Source organism: Streptomyces sp. NBC_00457, assembly GCF_036014015.1.
Classification (GTDB): Bacteria; Actinomycetota; Actinomycetes; order Streptomycetales; family Streptomycetaceae; genus Streptomyces.
In genome coordinates, this window is the sequence record NZ_CP107905.1 from 3,671,801 (window position 1) to 3,695,718 (window position 23,918).

Sequence of the window (23,918 nt, forward strand, 5' to 3'; positions counted from 1 at the left end):
TCTGATGTCACTCTTCCCCCACCCGCCGCACAACTTCTCAAGCAACCCCCCACATAAGGAGCTTGTGTGCCCCGCCAGACCCCCCACTACGCGCGTCACAAGCGCACCACTCTGGCCATCGCCACCGCGGTCGCGGCCGGAGCCCTCCTCACCACCGGTCTGACCACCGGTGCCTCCGCCGAGCCCGAGCCGTCCGGCACCGACAAGGTCGCCGCCGTCCCGATGGCCCTCACCCCGGCCGCCCGCACCGCCCTCATCAAGCAGGCGGACGCGGCCACGACGGAGACGGCCGACGAGATAGGCCTCGGCGCCAAGGAGAAGCTGGTCGTCAGAGACGTCATCAAGGACGCCGACGGCACCGTCCACACCCGCTACGAGCGCACCTACGCCGGCCTGCCCGTCCTCGGCGGCGACCTGGTCGTCCACGAGGCCGCGTCCGGCAAGACCAAGGGCGTCACCAAGGCGACGAAGGCGGCCATCAAGGTCGCCGACCTGTCCCCCGAGGTCACCAAGACGGCCGCCGAGAGGCAGGCCGTCAAGCTCGCCAAGGCCGCGGGCTCCACCAAGTCGGAGGCGAAGAACGCGCCCCGCAAGGTCGTCTGGGCGGCGGACGGCAAGCCGACCCTCGCCTACGAGACGGTCGTCGGCGGCCTCCAGGAGGACGGCACGCCGAACGAGCTGCACGTCATCACCGACGCGGCCACCGGCAAGAAGCTGTACGAGTACCAGGGCATCGAGACGGGCACCGGCAAGAGCGGCTACTCGGGCACGGTCACCCTCGGCACGGTCCTGTCGGGTTCGACGTACCAGATGAACGACACCTCGCGCGGCAGCCACAAGACGTACAACCTGGCCCGTGGCACCTCCGGCACCGGCACGCTGTTCACCGACGCCGACGACACCTGGGGCACCGGCACGTTCGGCAGCTCCTCCAGCGACCAGACGGCTGCCGTCGACGCCGCCTACGGCGCGCAGGAGACCTGGGACTTCTACAAGACCACCTTCGGCCGCAGCGGCATCAAGAACGACGGCAAGGCGGCCTACTCGCGCGTCCACTACGGCAACGCGTACGTCAACGCCTTCTGGTCCGACAGCTGCTTCTGCATGACGTACGGCGACGGCGAGGGCAACGTCAAGCCGCTCACCTCGCTGGACGTGGCCGGGCACGAGATGACCCACGGCGTCACCTCGAACACGGCGGGCCTGAACTACAGCGGCGAGTCCGGTGGCCTGAACGAGGCCACGTCCGACATCTTCGGCACGGCGGTGGAGTTCTACGCCAAGAACTCCTCCGACGTCGGCGACTACCTCATCGGCGAGAAGATCGACATCAACGGCGACGGCTCCCCGCTGCGCCACATGGACAAGCCGAGCAAGGACGGCAACTCGGCCGACAGCTGGTCCTCCTCGCTGGGCGGCCTGGACGTCCACTACTCCTCGGGCCCGGCGAACCACTTCTTCTACCTGCTGAGCGAGGGCAGCGGCGCGAAGACGATCAACGGGGTCAGCTACGACTCCCCGACCTCCAACGGCTCCACCGTCACCGGCATCGGCCGGGACAAGGCCGTCCAGATCTGGTACAAGGCGCTGACCGAATACATGACCTCGACGACCAAGTACGCGGGCGCCCGCACGGCGACCCTGAGCGCGGCGTCCGACCTGTACGGATCCGACAGCACCGAGTACAAGACGGTGGCCGCCGCCTGGAGCGCGGTCAATGTCAGTTAAGTGACACGAAGTTGACAGGCGGCACCCGGAACGAAGGCATTCCCGGGTGCCGCCCTAGGCTTGGCTCCCATGTCCTTCACGTACGACGACGTCGGCGCGACCCGTGAGCGCGGCTTCTGCCCGCCCGGCTTCCACCCCATGAACGTCCGCACCCGCATCGGCGAGGGCGAGCCGGTCTTCCGCCGCGCGTCCGAGGCGGTCCTGACCTGGGAGATGCACCGCGCCATGGGCGTCGGCATCGAGGCGAGCGCGGAGCGCGCGGAACCCGGCGTGGACGTCACCGTCACCCTCGCCGGCCTGATCAAGGCCCCCTGCCGCGTGGTGTGGACGGTGGAGGAACACCGCAGGGCCGGCTGGGCGTACGGCACCCTCACCGGCCACCCCGAGTGCGGCGAGGAGGCCTTCCTCGTCGAACGCACCGGCGACGGCACCGTCTGGCTGACGGTGTCCGCCTTCAGCCGGGGCGCGAAGTGGTACGCACGGGCGGGCGGTCCGGCGACGCGGGGACTGCAGCATGCGTACGCCCGCCGGCTCGGCGCGACCCTGCGCAGGCTGTGCGCACCGCACGAGGAGTTCTGAGGGTCACCTCATCAGCAGGCCCGCCCCCTCCACGACGTCCTCCGAAGGAACCGCCAGCAGTCCCAGTTCCGCGCTCGACGCCAGCAACCGGTGCGCGGGCAGAATCCGCACCGTGTAGCCGTACGGCCCGGTCCGGTCGAGGGAGAGCGGACCCTCGTACACCCACCGCCCGTCCAGATCCGGCCCGCCGACCGGCTTCAGCGGCACCGTCGCCGCGTCGGTGATCCGGTCCTCCGGGTCGACGCGGCCCGACACCGCCTGCACCTCCACGTCGTCGGGTGCGAGGTCGCCGAGGCCGACCCGGACCCGCAGACCGAGGGTCGTGCCGAGTTCGGCGGTGGCCGAGGCGGCGGACGTCTCCACATGGTCGACGGTCACCGCGTGCCAGGCCGACCGCACCCGCCGCTTCCAGACGGCGAGTTCCCGGGCGGAGTCCGGCGTCATCGCGCGGTGCGCGTGTGCGGCGGGGGTGTAGAGCCGCTCGACGTACTCCCGCACCATGCGCCCGGCCAGCACCTTCGGCCCGAGCAGGGTGAGGGTCTGGCGGACCATCTCGATCCACCGGTCGGGCAGCCCGCCCGGTCCGCGCTCGTAGAAGCGCGGGGTCACCCGCTGTTCCAGCAGGTCGTACAGCGCCGAGGCCTCTATGTCGTCGCGCCGGTCCGGGTCCGTGCTCGTGCCGTCCGCCGTGGGGATGGCCCAGCCGAAGTCCGGCTGGAACCACTCGTCCCACCAGCCGTCCAGCACGGACAGGTTGAGGCAGCCGTTGAGCGCCGCCTTCATGCCGCTGGTGCCGCAGGCCTCCAGCGGCCTCAGCGGGTTGTTCAGCCAGATGTCGCAGCCGGGGTAGAGCTTCTGCGCCATCGCCATGCCGTAGTCGGGCAGGAAGACGATGCGGTGGCGCACCCGCGGGTCGTCCGCGAACCGGACCAGCTCCTGCACCAGCCGCTTTCCGCCGTCGTCCGCCGGATGCGCCTTTCCGGCAACCACGATCTGGATGGGCCGCTCGGGGTGCAGCAGCAGGTCCATCAGCCGGTCGCGGTCGCGCAGCATCAGCGTCAGCCGCTTGTACGACGGGACGCGCCGCGCGAACCCGATCGTCAGCACGTCCGGATCCAGCACGCCGTCGATCCAGCCCAGCTCGGCGCTCCCGGCCCCGCGTTGCCGCCAGGAGGCCCGCAGCCGCTGCCGTACCTCCACGACCAGCTGCTCACGCAGGACCCGTCGCAGCTCGAAGATGTCCTGGTCCGGGATCTCCGCCACCGCGTCCCAGCGGTCCGAGCCGCCGACGGTCAGCGCGTCCTCGGTGCGCTGGGCGCCGATCTGCCGCGCGCCCAGCCGGAAGACCTCGGGGGCCACCCAGGTCGGGGCGTGCACGCCGTTCGTCACCGAGGTGATCGGCACCTCGTCGGGGTCGAATCCCGGCCACAGCCCGGAGAACATCTCCCTGCTGACATGGCCGTGCAGCAGGGAGACGCCGTTGGCGCGCTGGCCGAGGCGCAGGCCCATCACGGCCATGTTGAAGAGGTTCGGTTCGCCGCCCGGGTAGGTCTCCATGCCGAGGTGGAGGATGTGTTCGACGTCGATGCGCGGGAGTTCGGCACCGGGGCCGAAGTGGGTGGCGACCAGTTCGCGGTCGAAGCGGTCGATGCCGGCCGGGACGGGGGTGTGGGTCGTGAAGACGGTGCCCGCGCGGACCGCCTCCAGGGCCGCTTCGAAGTCCAGCCCGCCGTCGACGAGTTCCGCGATGCGCTCCAGGCCGAGGAAGCCCGCGTGGCCCTCGTTGGTGTGGAAGACCTCGGGCGCGGGGTGGCCGGTGAGGCGGCAGTACGTCCGTACCGCCCGGACACCTCCTATGCCCAGCAGCATCTCCTGGAGCAGCCGGTGCTCGCTGCCGCCGCCGTAGAGCCGGTCGGTCACGCCGCGTTCGCCGTGGTCGTTGTCCTCGACGTCCGAGTCGAGCATCAGCAGGGGGACCCGGCCCACCTGGGCGAGCCAGACGCGGGCGTGCAGCGAGCGGCCGCCGGGCAGGGCGATCGAGACCTGGGCGGGGGTGCCGTCGGGCTCCTTGAGCAGGGCGACCGGCAGCTCGTTGGGGTCGAGGACGGGGTAGTGCTCCTGCTGCCAGCCGTCCCGGGAGAGGGTCTGGCGGAAGTAGCCGTGGCGGTAGAGGAGGCCCACGCCGATCAGCGGGACGCCCAGGTCGCTGGCCGCCTTGAGATGGTCGCCGGCGAGGATGCCGAGACCGCCGGAGTACTGGGGCAGGGCGGCCGTGATGCCGAACTCCGGGGAGAAGTAGGCGACGGCGGTGGGCAGTTCGGCGGACTGGGTCTGGTACCAGCGGTCGCCGGTCACATAGTCGTTCAGGTCGTCGGCGACCGCGCTGAGGCGGCGCAGAAAGGGGCGGTCCTCGGCGAGTTCGGCGAGCCGCTCGGTCGGCACGCTGCCGAGGAGACGTACCGGATCGCCGTCGGAGGCGGCCCAGCGCTCCGGGTCGACGGACTGGAAGAGGTCGCGCGTCTCCGTATGCCAGGACCAGCGGAGATTCCGCGCGAGATCGCTGAGCGGCTGGAGGGATTCGGGGAGAACGGGTCGGACGGTGAATCGACGGATCGCCTTCACATTCCACCTCAACGCTTCGCTGGATGACGCACGGCGGTGTGCGTCAGCGTCCCCGACGACGGTACCGGTGTTGCTCCCACAGCGGGGCTGGACCACTCTGCGCAAACGACACGGATACCCCATGACCGATATGGCCGATTCCCTCACCCCAGGCCATCTTGTGGTGCTTCACACCGCACGAGAGGCTGCCCAGTGGAGTTGAGGAGGGGGACCCGAACATGACACGGACGCGAACTCGGCGTCTGCGCTGGGTGGGGGGCCTGACCGCGGTGACCTGTGCCGCGGCGATCTCGGCCACGACCCTGCCCGCGCACGCCGCACCAGAGGGGCACATACTCGGCGCCGGTGCACCCGGCTCCGTGGGCGGAAGTTATCTGGTCACGCTCAAGGGGGGAACGACGGCTCCGTCGGCGGCCGGAAAGAGCCTCGCCGAAAAGTACGGGGCGAAAATAAGCCACACCTACGGCACGGTGCTCAACGGCTATGCCGTACGGGCCGACGAGAGACAGGCGAAGCGGCTCGCGGCGGACTCCCGCGTCGCCTCGGTCGTCCAGGACACCCGGGTGACCCTGGACCTCACGCAGAGGAACCCGCCCTCCTGGGGGCTCGACCGCATCGACCAGAAGAACCTGCCGCTGAACAAGTCGTACACCTCGCCCAAGTCCGCGGGCAGCGGTGTGACCGTGTACGTCATCGACACCGGCATCCGGATCGGCCACAAGGACTTCGGCGGACGGGCGAGCTACGGCTGGGACTTCGTCGGCAAGGACAAGTCCGCCGGGGACGGCAACGGACACGGCACGCATGTCGCCGGCATCGCCGCGGGCAAGACCTACGGCGTCGCCAAGAAGGCCAAGGTCGTCGCCGTACGCGTCCTCGACAACGCGGGCGCGGGCACGACGGCCCAGGTCATCGCGGGCATCGACTGGGTGACGAAGCACGCGAGGAAGCCCGCGGTCGCCAACCTCAGCCTGGGCGGCGCCTACAACGCCCAGCTCGACGCGGCCGTACGCAACTCCATCAGGTCCGGCGTGACGTACACCGTCGCGGCCGGCAACGACGGGCTGCCGGCCTCCCTCTACTCCCCCGCGGGCGTACGGGAGGCGATCACGGTCGGCGCGAGCGACAAGAAGGACGCGCGGGCGGGCTTCTCCAACTTCGGCTCCGCCCTCGACCTGTTCGCCCCGGGCGTGTCGATCACCTCGGCGTCCATCGCGAGCAACACCGGCCGGGTGACCTACTCCGGTACGTCGATGGCGGCGCCGCACGCCGCGGGCGTGGCCGCGCTGTATCTCGCGGACCACCGGAAGGCGCCGCCTGCACAGGTCGCCAAGGCGATGGCTTCCGGGGCGGTGTCCGGCAAGGTCTCCGGGCGGGGCCTCGGTTCGCCGAACAGGCTCCTGCAAGTACCGCGCTGATTGCGACAAGTTGCGTTCAGATTCCCAGGACCGGCTCCGTTCCTCTCGAACGGGGCCGGACTTGTGTGTAGACATACGCGTGAGTAGTTACCAAAGTGCCGGATTGCCCACCCGAATAGGGTGGGAAGGCTCCTGCGGTACACGCCACAGTCACACCACTGTCATGCCACAGCAGCACCCTGGAAGACGTCCGCAGGACCACCTCCCCCACCCCCATCCGCCCGCACCCAACGTTGACGCGGACAGGAGCGGTCATGCCCGCCACGCACCACTCGTCACCACCCCCGACAACCAGCACCGAATCACTTGCCACGCGCCCCGACGGCGCCGCCGCACCGGCCCCGGAGCCACCCTCCGCGGGCGGCACGGCCGGCGTCGGGCGCATACCCGTCCTCGACGTCCGCCCGATCGTCCAGCTCGGGCGCCGGCCCGCGAAGGCCGTCACCGGTGAGGCGTTCGAGGTCTCGGCCACCGTGTTCCGCGAGGGCCATGACGCGGTCGCCGCCAATGTCGTACTGAAGGATCCGGACGGCCGGCCCGGACCGTGGACCCCGATGCGGGAGCTCGCGCCGGGGACCGACCGCTGGGGAGCCGAGGTCGTCGCCGACCGGACCGGCCTGTGGTCGTTCACGGTGGAGGCCTGGGGCGATCCCATCAGCACCTGGCGGCACCACGCCCACATCAAGATCCCGGCCGGGATCGACACCGACCTGGTCCTGGAGGAGGGCGCCCAGCTGTACGAACGTGCCGCCACCGGAGTGCCCAGGGCCGGCGGCGAGCGCGAGGTTCTCCTCGCTGCCGTCGACGCCCTCAAGGACGAGACCCGTCCGGCCTCCTCCCGGCTGGCCGCCGCCCTGACACCCGAGGTCGACGCGGTGCTGGGGCGGTATCCGCTGCGGGAGTTGGTGACGGCGTCGGAGCCGTTGCCGTTGCTGGTGGAGCGGGAGCGGGCGCTGTTCGGGTCGTGGTACGAGTTCTTCCCGCGGTCGGAGGGCACGCCCCAGCAGCCGCACGGGACGTTCCGGACGGCCGCGCGGCGGCTGCCGGTGATCGCGTCGATGGGTTTCGACGTGGTGTATCTGCCGCCGATCCATCCGATCGGGACCACGTTCCGCAAGGGCCGCAACAACACCCTCAACCCGTCTGCTGAGGATGTGGGGGTGCCGTGGGCGATCGGGTCGCCGGAGGGCGGGCACGACGCGATCCATCCGCAGCTGGGCGGCTTCGAGGACTTCGACTGGTTCGTGGGCCAGGCGCGTGCGCTGGGGATGGAGGTGGCGCTGGACTTCGCGTTGCAGTGCTCGCCGGATCATCCGTGGGTGGACAAGCATCCGCAGTGGTTCCATCACCGCCCGGACGGGTCGATCGCGTATGCGGAGAATCCGCCGAAGAAGTACCAGGACATCTATCCGGTCGCGTTCGACGCGGACATGGACGGGCTGGTCGCGGAGACGCTGCGGGTGTTGCGGTTGTGGATGGCGCACGGGGTGCGGATTTTCCGGGTGGACAATCCGCATACCAAGCCGGTGGTGTTCTGGCAGCGGGTGCTGGCGGACATCGGGCGGACCGACCCGGATGTGATCTTCCTGGCGGAGGCGTTCACCCGTCCGGCGATGATGCACACGCTGGCGCAGATCGGGTTCCAGCAGTCGTACACGTATTTCACCTGGCGCAACAGCAAGCAGGAGCTGACGGAGTATCTGAGCGAGTTGTCGGGTGAGGCGGCGTCGTATATGCGGCCGAACTTCTTCGTCAATACGCCGGACATTCTCCATGCGTATCTGCAGCGCGGCGGGCGGCCGGCGTTCGAGGTGCGGGCGGTGCTGGCGGCCACCCTGTCGCCGACCTGGGGCGTGTACAGCGGCTATGAGCTGTGCGAGAACGTGCCGCTGCGCGAGGGCAGCGAGGAGTACCTCGACTCGGAGAAGTACCAGCTCAAGCCCCGCGACTGGGAAGCGGCCGAACACGCGGGGACCACCATCGCCCCGCTGATCACCCAGCTCAACACCATCCGCCGGGCGAATCCGGCGCTGCGGCAATTGCGCGATATCCATTTCCACCACGCCGACCAGGATTCGGTGATCGCGTACTCGAAGCGGAGCGGATCGAACACGGTTCTGGTGGTCGCGAACCTCGACCCGCACCACACCCAGGAGGCCACGGTCTCGTTGGACATGCCGCAACTCGGGCTGGACTGGCACGAGTCCGTGCCGGTGCGCGACGAGCTCACCGGCGAGACCTATCACTGGGGCAGGGCCAACTATGTGCGTCTCGAGCCGGGCAGGAGGCCCGCGCACATCCTGACCGTCCTGCGACCGTCCACCCCGCAGATCGGAGGGTCACCCACATAATGATCGTCAACGAGCCCGTCCCGGACACCTTCGAGGACACTCCGGCCAGGGACCGCGACCCCGACTGGTTCAAACGAGCCGTCTTCTACGAGGTCCTGGTCCGCTCCTTCCAGGACAGCAACGGCGACGGCGTCGGCGACCTGAAGGGCATCACCGCCAAGCTGGACTATCTCCAGTGGCTGGGCGTGGACTGCCTGTGGCTGCCGCCGTTCTTCAAGTCACCGCTCAGGGACGGCGGCTACGACGTCTCCGACTACACGGCCGTCCTGCCGGAATTCGGCGACCTCGCCGACTTCGTGGAATTCGTCGACGCCGCCCACCAGCGCGGTATGCGCGTCATCATCGACTTCGTCATGAACCACACCAGCGACCAGCACCCGTGGTTCCAGGAGTCCCGCGCCAACCCCGACGGTCCCTACGGCGACTATTACATCTGGGCCGACGACGACAAGCAGTTCCAGGACGCCCGGATCATCTTCGTCGACACCGAGGCCTCCAACTGGACCTTCGACCCGGTCCGCAAGCAGTACTACTGGCACCGCTTCTTCTCCCACCAGCCGGACCTGAACTACGAGAACCCCAATGTGCAGGAGGAGATGATCTCCGCCCTGCGGTTCTGGCTGGACCTCGGTATCGACGGCTTCCGCCTCGACGCGGTGCCGTATCTGTACCAGCAGGAGGGCACCAACTGCGAGAACCTTCCGGCGACCCATGATTTCCTCAAGCGGGTCCGCAAGGAGATCGACGCCTCCTACCCGGACACGGTGCTGCTGGCGGAGGCGAACCAGTGGCCGGAGGACGTCGTCGACTACTTCGGCGACTACGCGTCGGGCGGTGACGAATGCCATATGGCGTTCCATTTCCCGGTGATGCCACGGATCTTCATGGCCGTACGCCGGGAATCCCGCTACCCGGTCTCGGAAATCCTCGCCAAGACCCCGGCGATTCCCGCCAACTGCCAGTGGGGCATCTTCCTGCGCAACCACGACGAGCTGACCCTGGAAATGGTCACCGACGAGGAGCGCGACTACATGTGGGCGGAGTACGCGAAGGACCCGCGTATGCGCGCCAACATCGGCATCCGCCGCCGGCTCGCCCCGCTGCTGGACAACGACCGCAACCAGATCGAGCTGTTCACGGCCCTGCTGCTGTCCCTCCCGGGCTCGCCGATCCTCTACTACGGCGACGAGATCGGCATGGGCGACAACATCTGGCTCGGCGACCGCGACGCCGTCCGCACGCCGATGCAGTGGACACCCGATCGCAACGCAGGTTTTTCGTCCTGTGACCCCGGCCGGCTGTCCCTGCCGACAATCATGGATCCGGTCTACGGCTACCAGGTCACCAACGTCGAGGCGTCGATGTCGTCGCCCTCGTCGCTGCTGCACTGGACCCGCCGCATGATCGAGATCCGCAAGCAGAACCCGGCGTTCGGCCTCGGCTCGTACACCGAGCTGCCGTCCTCCAACCCGGCGGTGATCGCGTTCCTGCGGGAGTACGAGGACGACCTCGTCCTGTGCGTGAACAACTTCTCCCGCTTCGCCCAGCCCACCGAGCTGGACCTCAGCCGGTTCAAGGGACGCCACCCGGTCGAGCTGTTCGGCGGCGTGCGCTTCCCGGCCGTCGGTGACCTGCCGTACCTGCTGACCCTCGGGGGTCACGGCTTCTACTGGTTCCGGCTGCGCAAGGACCCCGTGTAGCCACCGCCGAACAACCCGGGCGGGGCGGTTTCTCCCGTCCCGCCCGGGGCACGCATCAGTAACACCCCGACCACTCCGGGGAAAGGACGCGACGCCATGTCGGAAGCCGTCACCCGTTCCGTCACGACCGAGTCAGGTCTCCTTGCGTCACTGGATCCCCTGCTCAGGGAGTGGCTGCCGCGACAGCGCTGGTTCGCGGGGAAGGGACGCCCGGTCACCGGGTTCTCGCCGGTGGCGGCCACCGAGCTGCTGCCGGCCGGCGGAAAGCTGGGCCTGCACCATCTGCTGGTGCGCGCCCACCAGCCGCTCACGCTGGGCGCCCCGCCCCACCCCGGAGACTGCTACCAGCTGCTGATAGGGGAGCGCGAGGCGCTTCCGCCGCGGCTGGCGCCCGCGCTGATCGGGCATGTGACCGAGGGCCCGCTCGCCGGACGCACGGTGTACGACGCCCTCTACGACCCCCGGCCGGGCGATGTGCTCCTGGAGGCGCTGCGCACCCGCGCCCGCGTCGGCCCCCTGCGCTTCGAACGCGACGTGCACCAGGAGATCCGCTCCGGTCTGGTGCCCCGGCTGGTGACCGCCGAGCAGTCCAACTCGTCGGTCGTCTACGGAGATACGTTCATTCTCAAGCTGCTGCGCCGGATCGTGCCCGGCGTCAATCCCGACCTGGAGCTCCCGCTGGCGCTGGCCCGCGAGGACTGCCCCCGGGTGCCCGCGCCGACCGCGTGGATGCTGGCGGACCTCGCCGACCAGACGTATGTGCTGGGCGTGCTCCAGCCGTTCATACAGGGTGCGGCGGACGGCTGGGAGCTGGCGCTGCGCGAGCTGGCGAAGGGCGAGGACTTCGGCGGCGAGGCCCGGGCGCTGGGGCGTGCCACGGCCGAGGTGCACACCGCGCTGGCCCGGGCACTGCCCACGGTGACACTCGGCCATGCGCAGCTGGAGCTGCTGGTCGACGGCATGGTCGAGCGGCTCGACGCGGCCGCGCAGGCGGTGCCGACGCTGCGTCCGTACGCGCCCGGGCTGCGCTCCGCCTTCGAGGCGCTGGCCGGCCTGGCAGCCGAGGGCCGCACCTGGACCGCCCAGCGCATCCACGGCGACCTCCATCTCGGCCAGTGCCTGCGCTCGCCCGCCGGTCAGTGGCGGCTGATCGACTTCGAGGGCGAACCGTCAAAGCCGCTCGCCGAACGCCGGATGCCGCAGCCGACCGTGCGGGACATCGCGGGGATGCTCCGCTCCTTCGACTACGCCGCCCACTCGGCCGACCCGCCCGCACCGGACTGGGCACGGACGTGCCGGGCCGCTTACTGCGCCGGGTACGCCGAGGCCGGCGGCGGCGATCCACGCACCGACGCGGTGCTGCTGCGCGCCTACGAGACCGACAAGGCGATCTACGAAGTCGTCTACGAGGCCCGGCACCGCCCCGACTGGCTCCCGGTACCGATGTCCGCGGTACGCCGCCTCGCCGCGTCCGACTGACCCACCCCGACCAGACACACCAGACCCACCTCACTTGATCTTCGCCGAGGAGGCGCCGCCCGTGACCCCCCGCACCCCGTCCGACGATTCGAAGAAGAGCGCAGAGCAGAACAGCGCCGCGCAGGAGACGAAGGCGGCGAAGGCGGCTTCGCCTGCGAAGAAGGCGGCCAAGAAAACGGCCAAGAAGGCCACGGCACAGAAGGCGGCTGTCAAGAAGACCGCGGGGAAGAAGACAGCGGCGACGAAGAAGGCTGCGAAGAAGGCGGACTCCAAGAAGACCACGGAGACCAAGAAGACCACGGCGAAGAAGGCCCTCGCACAGAAAGCTGCCGCGCAGAAGCCCCCGGCTCAGCGGACCACCACGAAGAAGGCTGCTGCCAAGAAGATCCCGGCGCAGAAAGCGGCCGTCCGGAAGGCCACGCCGATGGTCACCGCCGAGAAGGAACCCGCGCCGAACTCCGCTCCACCGCCGGAGGCACCCGCCCTCGACGCCGGTGACCGCGAGCGCCTGCTGAGCGGCACGCACCACTCCCCGCACTCCGTGCTCGGCGCCCACCCGGTCCCCGGCGGTGTCGCGTTCCGTGCCTTCAGGCCGTATGCGCTGTCCGTGACGGTCGTCGCCGGTGATCTGCGGGCGGAGCTGCACGACGACGGTGACGGGTTCTTCTCAAGGCTGCTGCCGCTGCGGGAGGTGCCGGCGTACCGCCTGCTGGTGGCGTACGAGGGGACGGTCCAGGACACCGAGGACGCGTACCGCTTCCTGCCCGCGCTGGGCGATCTCGATCTGCATCTGATCGGCGAGGGCCGGCACGAGCAGCTGTGGACGGCGCTCGGCGCGCAGCCGATGACGCACCAGGGCGTGGCCGGAACCCGCTTCACGGTCTGGGCGCCGAACGCGCGGGCCGTCAGCCTGGCCGGCACCTTCAACTTCTGGGACGGCACCGGGTATCCGATGCGCTCGCTCGGCTCGTCCGGGATCTGGGAGCTGTTCGTGCCCGGCATAGGAGAGGGTGAGCTGTACAAGTTCGAGATCACCCGCCCCGACGGTTCCAGGACCCTGCGCGCCGACCCGATGGCCCGCCGCACGGAGACCCCGCCGAACACGTCCTCCATCGTGGACGCCTCGCACCACGAGTGGGGCGACGAGGAGTGGCTGGCCAGGCGCGCTCAGGTCCCCGCCCACGAGGCGCCCTTCTCCGTCTACGAGATCCATCTCCCGTCCTGGCGCCCCGGCCTGACGTACCGTCAACTGGCCGAGCAGCTACCGGCGTACGTCAAGGACCTCGGCTTCACCCACGTCGAGCTGATGCCGGTCGCCGAGCACCCGTTCGGCGGCTCCTGGGGCTACCAGGTCACCGGCTTCTACGCACCGACCGCCCGCCTGGGCACCCCCGACGACTTCAAGTACCTGGTGGACGCCCTGCACCAGGCCGGCATCGGCGTCCTGATGGACTGGGTTCCGGCGCACTTCCCGCGTGACGACTGGGCACTGGCCGAGTTCGACGGCCGCACGCTGTACGAGCACGAGGACCCGCTGCGGTCCGCCCACCCCGACTGGGGCACCCTCGAGTTCGACTACGGCCGGCGCGAGGTGCGCAACTTCCTGGTCGCCAACGCCATCTACTGGTGCGAGGAGTTCCACATCGACGGGCTGCGGGTGGACGCCGTCGCCTCCATGCTCTACCTCGACTACTCGCGCGAGCCGGGCCAGTGGCTGCCGAACGAGCACGGCGGCCGGGAGAACCTGGACGCGGTCGCCTTCCTCCAGGAGATGAACGCCACGGTCTACCGGCGGGTGCCGGGCGTGGTGACGATCGCAGAGGAGTCGACCGCCTGGGACGGCGTCACCCGCGCCACGCACCACATGGGCCCGGGCGGCTTCGGGGGCCTCGGCTTCGGCCTGAAGTGGAACATGGGCTGGATGCACGACTCGCTGGACTACATGGCCCACGAGCCGGTCCATCGCAAGCACCACCACCACGAGATGACCTTCTCGATGGTCTACGCGTACAGCGAGAACTACGTCCTGCCGATCTCCCACGACGAGGTCGTCCACGGCAAACGGTCCCTCGTATCGAAAATGCCCGGCGACTGGTGGCAGCAGCGCGCCAACCACCGCGCCTACCTGGGCTTCATGTGGGCCCACCCCGGCAAACAACTCCTGTTCATGGGCCAGGAGTTCGCCCAGGGCGCCGAGTGGTCCGAGGCACACGGCCCCGACTGGTGGCTGCTGGACCCGGCGTACGGCGCGGAGGCCGACCACCGGGGCGTCCGGGACCTGGTCCGCGACCTCAACGCCGTCTACCGCGCCACCCCGCCCCTCTGGCAGCTCGACACCGCACCGTCCGGCTTCGAGTGGGTGGTCGGTGACGCCGCCGAGGACAACGTCTTCGCCTTCCTGAGGTACGACACGGAGGGCGTCCCGCTCCTCTCGGTCTCCAACTTCTCCCCGGTGGTCCGCCACGACTACCGCCTCGGCGTCCCCGACACCATCCCCGCCTGGCACGAAACCCTCAACACGGACGCGGCGAAGTACGGCGGCAGCGACGTCACCCACCCCGACCCGATCAAACCGGAGCCACAGGGGTGGCACGGCCGCGCGGCAAGCATCCGCGTGACCCTGCCACCGCTGGCGACGGTGTGGCTGCGGCCTGCCTAGCCGGTCGTCAGTCGGCTGTCGTCCCGACGGCGGCATCCGACAGTGCCACGGGCTGTCCGGTACGCAGGGACTCATAGGCGGCCAGCACAATCCGGAGGGTGCGCAGGCCCGACTCACCGTCGGGGGACGGGCGCCGTCCGGTGCGTACGGCGTCGAGGAACTCGTCGAGCATCGCGGCGTCCAGATCGGCCCCGCCCGCCTCCCAGCGGTCGCGGCCGGTGGCGGAGTCGAAGCCGCCGAGCAGCGGGGGGAAGGCGTCGAACTCCACGATCGCCTTCTCTCCGACGCAGGTCATGGCGAGCCCGCCCCAGGTCGGGTGGTCGGGCGGATGGCTCCAGCTGGCGTCCACGGCGGCGACCACCCCGCCCGGGTAGCGGATGGTGACCAGGCCCGCGGTCTCGACGTCCGGTGCGGGGCCGCCGTCGTCCAGGATGCTGTTGGCCTGGGCGTACACCTCCGCCGCCTGCTCGCCGTCCAGCAGTGCGTCCACGAGGTCGGCGAGGTGGACGGTGTGGTCGGCCAGCGCTCCGCCACCCGCCAGTTCCTGGTCGGCGAACCAGGGACGCGAACGGGCCGGGTTCGAGCCGTTGTTGGCTCCGTGGACGCTGATCAGCCCGCCGAGCAGGCCGTCGGCCAGCACGCGGCGCAGGGCGACGAAGGCCGGGCTGAACCGTACGGGATAGGCGGTCATCAGCCCGACCCCGGCGCGTGCACAGGCGTCGATCATGGCCCGGGCGTCCGCCTCCGTCGTCGCGAGGGGCTTCTCGCAGAGCACGTGCGCCCCGCTCGCGGCGGCCCGTTCGACCAGGTGCCGGTGCCGGGCGTTCTCGCTGGTGACCAGGACGGCGTCGGGGCTGAGAGCGAACACCTCGTCCCAGGTGTCGACGTACGCCGCACCCAGTCGTTCGGCGAGGTCCCGGCCGCGGGTGGGGTCGTCCGGCGGGGCGTCGGGGTCGGCGGTGATCAACTCGATGTCCTCGCGGTCGCGCAGCAGCCCGATGTAGGTCGCGGCGTGTACGTGGGCGAAGGACAGTACGGCGACTCTCACTGGTCGATTCCCCCTGTGGGTACGGTGGTTGCTGCCTGCGGGGCGAGGTCCACGGTCCGTCCGGTGCGGGCCGACTCTGCCGCCGCCTCGGCGATGCGGACGGCGGCCACACCGTCCCGGCCGTTCACCCGTGGTTCCGGACCGCCCGCGAACGCCTCGGCGAACTCGCGGATCTGGGTGAGGTAGGGCGACTCCCCGAAGTCTGAGCCCGGTATGCCGTCCGCCGGGCCGCCGGACGCCGCGCCGGTGATCCGCAGGTCGAGGTGGGCCAGGGAGTCGTGCTGGACGGTACCGCCGGTGCCCGACACGTGGAACGTGGTGCGGAAGGGCGTCGCGGGCGGCCCCCACACCCCTACGACCTGGGTGAGAGTGCCGCCCTCGTGGGTGAGGACGGCGGTTCCGGTGGCGACCGCCCCTTCCGGGGCCGGGGCGGTGAGATGTCCCTGTTGCCGGGCGTGGACCCGTACGACGTCTCCGAAGAGCCAGCGGGCCATGTCCATGTCGTGGAGCATCTGGTCCGTCAGGATCCCGCCGGACCGCGCCGGGTCGGCGAACCAGCCGCTCCAGGTGGGATAGCGGCCGGTACGGGTGAACCGGGCGACCGCCACCCGGCCCAGGCCGCCCCCGGCGACGAGGGCGCGCAGGCGGGCGTAGGCGGGGAAGTAGCGCACGACGTGTCCCGGGTACAGCCGCACCCCGGCCGCTTCCGCCGCGTCGGCCATCTCCGCGGCCTCGGCCGCGCCGAGCGCCAGCGGCTTCTCGCACAGGACGTGGGCCCCGGCCGCGACGGCGGCCAGGGTGATCTCCCGGTGGGTGTCGGTCGGCGTGCACACATCCACCACGCCTGCCCCGGCGATCGCCTCACGCAGGGAGCCCACGGACGTCGCGCCGAACTCGCGGGCCAGGGCGGGTGCCTGGCCGTCGGGGGCGTAGAGGCGTACGCGCGCGCCGAGGGCGACCCACGCGGGCAGATGCGTGCGGGCGATGCCGCCCGCGCCGATCAGCGCGACTTCGAGTTCTGCCATGAAATTCTCCGACCTCCTGTATGTCCGGTGTCTTCTGTACGGCCTGTGTGGTCAGCCCTTGAGGGCGCCGCTGAGTACGCCGCTGATGAAGTGCCGCTGGAAGAACAGGTAGACGAGCACCACCGGGGCGATCACGATCAGGGTGGCGGCGGCGAGCAGCGGCACGTCGACGCCGTACTGCCCGGTGAAGAAGCCCAGTCCGGCGGGGGCCGTACGGCGGGCCGGGTCCTGGATGAGGATCAGCGGGAGCAGGAACTGGTTCCAGCTCCACACGAAGTACAGGACGCCCAGCGTGGTCACCGCCGGGCGGGAGCTGGGCAGCAGGATCCGCCACAGGGTCGCCCACGACGAGGCGCCGTCCAGCCGGGCCGCTTCGATCAGGCTGCGCGGCATGGTGGCGAAGTGGGCGCGCATCCAGAACACCCCGAACGGCATGAACGCGCCGATCTCCGCGAGGGCGAGTCCGGGCACCGTGTTGGTCAGTCCCAGGGCACGCATGTCGTAGTAGAGCGGGATGATCGTGCCCTCGGTGGGGATGGACAGGCCGAGCAGCAGATACGCGTAGAGCCTTCCGCGGCCTGGGACTTCGAGGGTCGCCAGCGCGTACCCGGCCAGCGTCGCGCACACCACCGCGGCCGGCACCACGCACAGCGCGATCACCACACTCGACCGCAGCAGCGTGCCGAAGCCCGCCGCGGACCAGGCGCGGGAGAAGTTCTCGAAGTGCAGCCCGTCGGGCAGGGCGAAGCCGGTCAGCGGAGCGCCCGCCGGCTGGAGGGAGGCCAGCAGCAGGGAGGCGAACGGCACGAGGACGGCGGCCATGAACAGCGCGAGCACGAGGGGTGCCGCCAGCCGCCCGGTGACCGCTCTGGTCGTCGAGGCCGGTGAGGTCGTCGAGGTCACGGTGCCTCCCTGGACAGCCGGTTGATCACCAGGACGGCGAGGGAGATGACCACCGTCAGCACGATCGCCAGGGCACTGGCCACACCGACGGCGCCGCCCCCGAAGGCGAGGCGGTAGATGAGGATGCCGGGGACGACGGTGCTGTTGCCCGGGCCTCCGCCGGTGGTGATGTAGATGAGGTCGAAGCTGGACAGGGCGGCGATCACGGTGATGGACAGCGCGATGGCGAACTCCGGCCGCAGCAGCGGGACGGTGATGGCCGTGAACTCGCGTACGGGGCCCGCCCCGTCCATCCGTGCCGCCTCGTATATCTCCTGGTCGATGCGCTGGGTCCCGGACAGGAACAGCACCATGCACAGGCCCGAGACGACCCAGGTCCCGATCAGTCCGACGGCCGGCAGGGCCCAGGTGAAGCTGCCCAGCCAGGCGTCGGTGAGGCCGCCGAGGCCGACCGTCCGCAACGCCTGGTTGAGGGTGCCGTCCTCGCCGTACACCCAGCGCCAGAGGATGCCGACCGCGACCAGCGGGATGACCTGGGGCAGGAACAGCACCGTGCGCACCAGGGCGGTACCCCTGCGCCCGGCACGCCGGGACACGATCGCCGCCGAGACCAGCCCCACGCAGATCGGCAGGACGGAGAAGAACAGGATCAGGGCGCCCGCGTGCCAGGCGGCGGCGCGCAGTTGCGGGTCGGTGCCGATACGGCGGTAGTTGTCGACTCCGACGAAGGACGGCAGGGTCACCCCGTCCCAGTCGAACAGGGAGAGGTACGCGGTGTGCAGCAGCGGCAGCACGGCGAAGAGCGTGTAGGGCAGCAGAGCCGGCAGCAGGTACAGCAACGCCACGGCCCGGCGCCGGCGGCGGCCGGACCGTACCGTGCGGGGGCGCCGGCGCACGGCGGGGCCCGCTCCCCGCTTCGCCGGACGCGCGGTGCGGGGAGCGGGGGCGGGCTCGGTCAGTCGGTCGGCCGTGGTCATTTGTGGTAGTTCTCGAAGTCCGTCTGGAGGCCGGCCAGGAACTTCTCAGGGGTGGCCTTGCCTCCGGCGAGCAACTGCAGCTGGGTGGTGAGGGTGTCGCCCATCGTCGGGCTGGAGGCGTTCTGGATGAACGGCTGCAGGCCGGCGTCCTTGACGACGGTCTGCCAGCCCGTCTGGACATCGCCCAGCAGTCCGCTCTGGCTCGGCATGGCGCCCGCGTCGGGAGCCATGAAGCCCGCCTTGGCGGTGATCGCGGCGGCCTCGGCACCGGCGGCGAAGTCGAGGAAGGCGGCGGCCGCGGCGGCGTTCTTCGACTTGCCGGACACGCAGTAGTAGACCCCGGCGCCGGTGGTGCGGACCTTCCCGCCCGCGGTGACGGGCGGCATGTTGAAGTACCCGGCCCCCTCCCCCAGGCCCTTGGCCACCGCGGCCGCCGCCCAGTTGCCGCTGATCCGGAAGACGCCCTCGCCCTTGGCGAACGCGGCGGTGGCGTCGTTGTCGCTGACGCCGTTGACCTTGGGGGTGACGTACCCCTTGTCGACCCATCGCTGGAGCGTCTCGGCCGCCTTCTCGGCCTCCGGCAGCACGATGGTGGCGCTCGTGTGGCCGAAGGCCCACGCCTCGCGGTCCTTCGGTGTGAGATAGGCCGAGAGCAGCACGTTGAAGGGGTGGTTGAGGCCGCCGTCGAGGTTGCCGGCGACCAGCGCGGTCTCACCGGCCGCCTTGGCCTTGGCGAACAGGGCTTCCAGGTCCTCCAGGGTGGCCGGGGGGACGGTCAGGCCCAGCTTCCGCGCCTTGGCCTTGTTGTAGTAGACGCCTTCGAAGGACAGGCCCGCGCCGACGCCGTACAGGTCACCGGTGCCGACGGTCTTGCCGTCCGGGGTGAGGGTGATCTGGTCCAGGCCGGGGAACTTCTCGGCCCAGCCGTACGCCTTGCCGTACGCGCCGACCTTGAGCAGCAGCCGTCCGGGGACGAGGTTCTGCATGCCGGAGGTGAACTGCGCGATGTCGGGGGCGCTGTCGGCCGACATGGTGGTGTTGATGCTCTTGAGGTAGTCGTCCCAGCCCGTGTACTGGCGCTTGACTGTGATGTTGGGGTGCTTCGCGCGGAAGGCCGCGATCAGGCCAGGGGTCATGGTGGTGTCGTCGGCGTCGGCGACCACCAGCGTGATCTTGTCGGCCGGTACCGCCGTGGAGACGGGGCCGGAGCTGCTCTTCTCGGCGGACGAGGCGCCCGGGGTCAGGTCGCTGCACGCGGCGAGTGCCGCGGCGCCGACCGCGCCGGTGGCCGCGAGGAAGGTACGTCTGGACAGGGACGACGGGCTGGGGCTCACGGGGGCTCCTGGCGTTCGATTAGTTCGATAACGCAGTTGCGTTTTATAATCAGAGCGAGCCCGGTACGCGTCAAGGACTCATGGCTGGATTGTTATCGTCGGGTCGGTCCGCACCGGTCCCCGCGCCGCTCCACAGGAGGTTGATCATTGGCCACGTCCAGGGACCGGTGGCCGCTCGGCGGGCTGCCGCAGCCGCACTCCCCCGACCGTGAACTGCCCGCGGTGGTGGGCGTGGCGGACCTGCGCGCCACGAACGCCGCGGCCATCCTCGCCGCTGTCCGCTCGGCCGACCCGCACCCCCGACTCTCCACCCTGGCCGAGGCGACCAAGCTCTCCCGCCCCACCGTCGAGGCGATCGTCGAGGAACTCACCGACCGCGGGCTCATCGAGGTCGCCCCGGCCGTCTCCGCCCGTGGCCAGCGGTCGCCCGGCCGCCCGGCCCGCCGCTTCCGCTTCTGCCCGCACGCCGGATTCGTCGTCGGCGTGGACGTACGGGCCCGCTCGGTGAGCGTCTGCCTCGCCGACCTCGACGGCCGACCCGTGGCCGTCGAACGCAAGGCGGTCCGCGCCGACCTGGGTGGCCCGGCCCGCGCCCGCGCCGCCGTGGCGGTGGTGCGGCGCGTGATCGAGCGCTCCGGAGCCGACGCCCGGCGGGTGTGGGCCGCGACCGTGGGCACCCCCGGCCTGGTGGACCGGAGCAACACCCGCATCCGGCAGGCCGACAACCTCAAGGACTGGGCCGAGGCGGACATCGTCACCGTCCTCCGCGACGCCCTCGGCTGCCCGGTCGCCGTGGAGAACGACGCCAACCTCGCCGCGCTCGGCGAGCAGTGGCGCGGGGTCGGCGGCGCGGCCGACGAGATGGTCTTCGTGCTGCTCGGCGAACGCCTCGGTGCCGGTGTCATCACCGGGGGGCGCCTGCTGCGCGGACACCGCGGCGCGGCCGGAGAGATCGGCTTCATCCGCTTCCCCGGCAGCGCCTCGTCACAGCCCGGCCTCGAACCCCTGGTCCCGGACCCGGACGCGGTGGCGGCCATCACGTCGTACGGGCGGAGACTGGCCGCCGGGATCGCCCCCGTGCTGCTGGCGCTCGACCCGGCACTGGTCGTGCTCGGCACCAGCCTCTTCCCCGACCCCGGCCTGCGGCCCGCGGCGGAACTCCTGCTGAGCGCCGCCGAGGAGGAAGCCGGCAAGCTCCTCGTCGACCTGCCGCGGTGGCAGTTGTCCGCCCTGGGCGACGAGGCCGTCATCACCGGCGCGGTCCGCTTCGCCCTCTCCTCGGTCGAAGAGGTGCTGCGCACCCGCCCCACCAGCCTTCCTGTCATGCCGACCCGGTCGGGTGGTGGGAAGGCATAGGCCAGGGGGCCGGGGGCGTTCCTACCCGAACGCCTCGGCCAGCGCCTTCGGCAGTTGTCCGGTGTGCAGCACCCCGAGCCGCTGGGTCGCCCGGGTCAGCGCGACGTACAGGTCGCTCGTGCCGTAGTGCGCGGGCTCGACCACCAGCACCGAGTCGAACTCCAGGCCCTTCGACTGCCGGGGGTCGAGGAGGACGACGCTTCGGGTCAGGTCGGGCTCCGCGTCCGCCGTCACTCCGTCCAGCCGGGCGGCCAGCCGGCGGTGCAGGTCGCGCGGGGCGATGACCGCGAGGCGGCCCTCGGCAGGGGTGAGTTCCCCGACCGCCTTGGCCACGGCTTCGGGCAGGTCGTCGGTGGCGCGCGCCCAGGGCCGTACCCCCGTGGACCGCACCGAACTCGGAGGCTCGAAGCCGGGATGCTCGGCCCGTACGACGGCCGCCGCCACGTCCATGATCTCGGCGGGCGTCCGGTAGTTGACGCCGAGGCGGGTGTGCTCCCAGCGGTCCTCGACATAGGGCTCCAGGATCTTCGCCCAGGAACCCACCCCCGCCGCCTCCGCCGTCTGCGCCGGATCGCCGACCAGCGTCATGGACCGGGTCGGGCTGCGCCGCATCAGCAGCCGCCACGCCATCGGCGACAGCTCCTGCGCCTCGTCGACGATGATGTGCCCGAACGCCCAGGTCCGGTCGGCCGCCGCGCGCTCGGCGGCGCTGCGGTGGTCGTCCTCCTCCTGGCGCTCGGCAAACCGCTCGGCGTCGATGATGTCGTGAGCGGACAGCACCTCGGAGTCCTCGTCGTGCTTGTCGTCGAACTCGTAGGTACGGGACGCGTACGACACGTCCAGCACGCCTTGCGCGTACGACACCTGCCTCTCCCGCTCGCGTTCCGCCCGACGCCGCGCCAACCGGTCGTCCTCGCCCAGCAGTTCGGCCGCCTCGTCGAGCAGCGGTACGTCCGCCACCGTCCACGCGCGTGTGACCGGGCGGCGGATGGCGGCCGCGTCGGTGTCGGAGACGTACCCCTCGGGCTCGGCCAGGAAGTCCGCGACCAGGCGGCGCGGGGTGATCCTGGGCCACAACTGGTCGATGGCGGACCAGACTTCGGGGTTCTCGGCGAGTTCGTCGCGGATCTGGGTGATGTCGGCGGCGTCGAGCAGGCTCGTGCCGTCGTACGGGTCGGTGCCGACGCGTTCGGCGTACAGCTCGGTGAGCGTGTTGAGGACATGGCCCTCGAAGTGCTCGCGGGCCGCGTTGTGCGGGAGCTTGGCGGCGCGGGTGCGCTCGCGGGCGACGCCGACCAGGCCGTCGTCGAGCATCAGGATCTCGCGGTCGTGCGCGATGGCGATCACCGGGTCGGGGAGGGCCTGTCGGTCGCGTACGACCCTTGCCAGTACGTCGGCCATCTCCGCGCGGCCCTTCACCGCCGCCGCCTCGGGCGTGTCCGTCGCCGTCGCCTTCACGCCGGGGAACAGCTCGCCGACCGTCGCGAGGAGCACGCCGGTCTCGCCCAGCGAGGGCAGCACCTCGCCGATGTAGCCGAGGAAGGCGGGGTTGGGCCCGACGATCAGGACGGCCCGCTTGGCGAGCAGTTCGCGGTGCTCGTAGAGGAGATAGGCCGCCCGGTGCAGGGCCACCGCCGTCTTGCCGGTGCCCGGGCCGCCCTCCACCACCAGCACCCCGCGGTGCGGTGCGCGGATGATCTCGTCCTGCTCGGCCTGGATGGTCTGCACGATGTCGGTCATCCGGCCGGTGCGGGCCGAGTTGAGCGCGGCGAGCAGGACCGCGTCGCCGGCCGGGTCCTCGTGGCCGGTGCGGGTGGCGTCGCCGACGTCGAGGAACTCGTCGTGCAGGTCGGTGACCCGGCGGCCGTCGGTGCTGATGTGCCGGCGGCGGCGCAGGCCCATCGGGGTGTGGCCGGTGGCCAGATAGAAGGGGCGGGCGACATCGGCTCGCCAGTCGATCAGGACCGGGGTGCGTTCGGCGTCGTCGGTGCGCAGGCCGATGCGGCCGATGTGGTGGCTCACGCCGGAGGTGAGGTCGATCCGGCCGAAGCAGAGCGAGCCGTCCACCGCGTTCAGCGCGGCGAGCAGACCCGAGCGTTCGGCGACCAGGATGTCCCGCTCCAGGCGGGCCTGCATGGGCGTGTTGCCCTGGGCGAGCGCGTCCGTGACGGAGTCCTCGGTGTGGCCGCGCAGCGCGTCCACACGCGCGTACAGGTTGTCGATGAATTCCTGCTCGCGGCGCATTTCATCGTCTGGAAATTCGCTGTTTGACAATTCCACTCCCGCCCGGATATACTGTGCTCGTTGAACTTCTCCGCGACTCAATTGCCCTGAAGTCGCGAACCATTGAGTATACGCAAAGAAATCCCCCGGGACGCAATTGCCCGGGGGATTTCTTTGTATTGCGTCAGGTCAGATGACGTCCGCCAGCTCCTCCAGGAGCCGGCGCTTGGGCCGGGCTCCCACCATCGCCTTCACGGGCTCGCCACCCCGGAAGACCATGAAGGTCGGCATCGACAGCACCTTGTACGCGTTCGTGGTCTCCGGGTTGGTGTCCACGTCCAGCTGGACCACCTTGAGCCGCTCGCCCTGCTCGGCGGCGAGCGCGCTGAGCACCGGCCCCATCTGCCGGCAGGGCGGACACCAGGCGGCGGTGAACTCGACCAGCACCGGCAGCTCCGCCCCGATCACCTCCGCCTCGAAGTCCGCATCCGTCACCTCGGCCACACCCGCCGCCTT

16 protein-coding genes are annotated in these 23,918 nt (G+C 70.6%); 8 read left to right on the forward strand and 8 right to left on the reverse strand.

What is annotated here, in order from left to right:
- Positions 1-66 precede the first annotated feature (66 nt).
- Positions 67-1,728, forward strand: coding sequence for a M4 family metallopeptidase (locus OG828_RS16480; RefSeq protein ID WP_328356629.1), 1,662 nt, complete (start codon positions 67-69; stop codon positions 1,726-1,728).
- A 69-nt stretch (positions 1,729-1,797) separates the two neighbouring features.
- Positions 1,798-2,307, forward strand: a complete 510-nt coding sequence (locus OG828_RS16485; protein WP_328438473.1) for a DUF1990 family protein — start codon at positions 1,798-1,800, stop codon at positions 2,305-2,307.
- Positions 2,308-2,310: 3 nt separating this feature from the next.
- On the opposite strand, the gene OG828_RS16490 is transcribed toward OG828_RS16485, so the two are convergent.
- Positions 2,311-4,929 carry a glycosyltransferase family 1 protein gene (locus OG828_RS16490; RefSeq protein WP_328501569.1) on the reverse strand — a complete coding sequence of 873 codons (2,619 nt, stop codon included), beginning with the start codon at positions 4,927-4,929 and terminating at the stop codon, positions 2,311-2,313.
- 218 nt (positions 4,930-5,147) lie between these two features.
- On the opposite strand from OG828_RS16490, the gene OG828_RS16495 reads away from it, so the two are divergent.
- The 5 genes from OG828_RS16495 to glgB all read left to right on the forward strand — a co-directional run bounded on the left by OG828_RS16495 (position 5,148) and on the right by glgB (position 14,536).
- Complete coding sequence (locus tag OG828_RS16495) at positions 5,148-6,347, forward strand: S8 family peptidase (RefSeq protein ID WP_328501570.1); 1,200 nt, start codon at positions 5,148-5,150, stop codon at positions 6,345-6,347.
- A gap of 254 nt (positions 6,348-6,601) precedes the next feature.
- Positions 6,602-8,698: an alpha-1,4-glucan--maltose-1-phosphate maltosyltransferase gene (locus OG828_RS16500; RefSeq protein WP_328501571.1), complete on the forward strand. Its 2,097-nt coding sequence runs from the start codon at positions 6,602-6,604 to the stop codon at positions 8,696-8,698.
- Positions 8,698-10,398 (forward strand): maltose alpha-D-glucosyltransferase, encoded by a 1,701-nt coding sequence (treS, locus tag OG828_RS16505; RefSeq protein WP_328438477.1) that lies wholly within the window; start codon positions 8,698-8,700, stop codon positions 10,396-10,398. The genes OG828_RS16500 and treS overlap by 1 nt, the downstream gene beginning before the upstream one ends.
- A 96-nt stretch (positions 10,399-10,494) precedes the next feature.
- Positions 10,495-11,877, forward strand: coding sequence for a maltokinase N-terminal cap-like domain-containing protein (locus OG828_RS16510; RefSeq protein WP_328501572.1), 1,383 nt, complete (start codon positions 10,495-10,497; stop codon positions 11,875-11,877).
- 61 nt (positions 11,878-11,938) lie between these two features.
- Positions 11,939-14,536 carry a 1,4-alpha-glucan branching enzyme gene (gene glgB / locus OG828_RS16515; protein WP_328501573.1) on the forward strand — a complete coding sequence of 866 codons (2,598 nt, stop codon included), beginning with the start codon at positions 11,939-11,941 and terminating at the stop codon, positions 14,534-14,536.
- A gap of 7 nt (positions 14,537-14,543) precedes the next feature.
- Here glgB and OG828_RS16520 read toward each other — a convergent pair whose 3' ends face one another.
- The 5 genes from OG828_RS16520 to OG828_RS16540 are packed head-to-tail and all read right to left on the reverse strand — an operon-like array spanning position 14,544 to position 19,823.
- On the reverse strand, positions 14,544-15,584 hold the full coding sequence (locus OG828_RS16520) for a Gfo/Idh/MocA family protein (protein WP_328501574.1): 1,041 nt from the start codon (positions 15,582-15,584) through the stop codon (positions 14,544-14,546).
- Entirely contained in the window at positions 15,581-16,609 is a 1,029-nt protein-coding gene (locus OG828_RS16525) for a Gfo/Idh/MocA family protein (protein ID WP_328501575.1), read from the reverse strand. Before OG828_RS16525 ends, OG828_RS16520 begins: the two co-directional genes overlap by 4 nt.
- Positions 16,610-16,660: 51 nt before the next feature.
- Positions 16,661-17,512 carry a carbohydrate ABC transporter permease gene (locus tag OG828_RS16530; protein WP_328356659.1) on the reverse strand — a complete coding sequence of 284 codons (852 nt, stop codon included), beginning with the start codon at positions 17,510-17,512 and terminating at the stop codon, positions 16,661-16,663.
- Positions 17,509-18,489 (reverse strand): carbohydrate ABC transporter permease, encoded by a 981-nt coding sequence (locus tag OG828_RS16535; RefSeq protein WP_328501576.1) that lies wholly within the window; start codon positions 18,487-18,489, stop codon positions 17,509-17,511. The genes OG828_RS16530 and OG828_RS16535 overlap by 4 nt, the downstream gene beginning before the upstream one ends.
- Positions 18,486-19,823: an ABC transporter substrate-binding protein gene (locus OG828_RS16540; protein WP_328438484.1), complete on the reverse strand. Its 1,338-nt coding sequence runs from the start codon at positions 19,821-19,823 to the stop codon at positions 18,486-18,488. The genes OG828_RS16535 and OG828_RS16540 overlap by 4 nt, the downstream gene beginning before the upstream one ends.
- A 147-nt stretch (positions 19,824-19,970) precedes the next feature.
- Between OG828_RS16540 and OG828_RS16545 the strand changes: the two genes are divergently transcribed.
- The gene (locus tag OG828_RS16545) at positions 19,971-21,179 is read left to right on the forward strand and encodes an ROK family transcriptional regulator (protein ID WP_328501577.1); all 1,209 of its coding nucleotides are present in this window, start codon (positions 19,971-19,973) and stop codon (positions 21,177-21,179) included.
- A gap of 21 nt (positions 21,180-21,200) precedes the next feature.
- On the opposite strand, the gene OG828_RS16550 is transcribed toward OG828_RS16545, so the two are convergent.
- Both OG828_RS16550 and OG828_RS16555 read right to left on the reverse strand, forming a co-directional pair.
- Positions 21,201-23,423 carry a HelD family protein gene (locus OG828_RS16550; RefSeq protein WP_328356670.1) on the reverse strand — a complete coding sequence of 741 codons (2,223 nt, stop codon included), beginning with the start codon at positions 23,421-23,423 and terminating at the stop codon, positions 21,201-21,203.
- A 168-nt stretch (positions 23,424-23,591) separates the two neighbouring features.
- Positions 23,592-23,906 carry a thioredoxin family protein gene (locus OG828_RS16555; RefSeq protein ID WP_328356673.1) on the reverse strand — a complete coding sequence of 105 codons (315 nt, stop codon included), beginning with the start codon at positions 23,904-23,906 and terminating at the stop codon, positions 23,592-23,594.
- Positions 23,907-23,918: the final 12 nt, after the last annotated feature.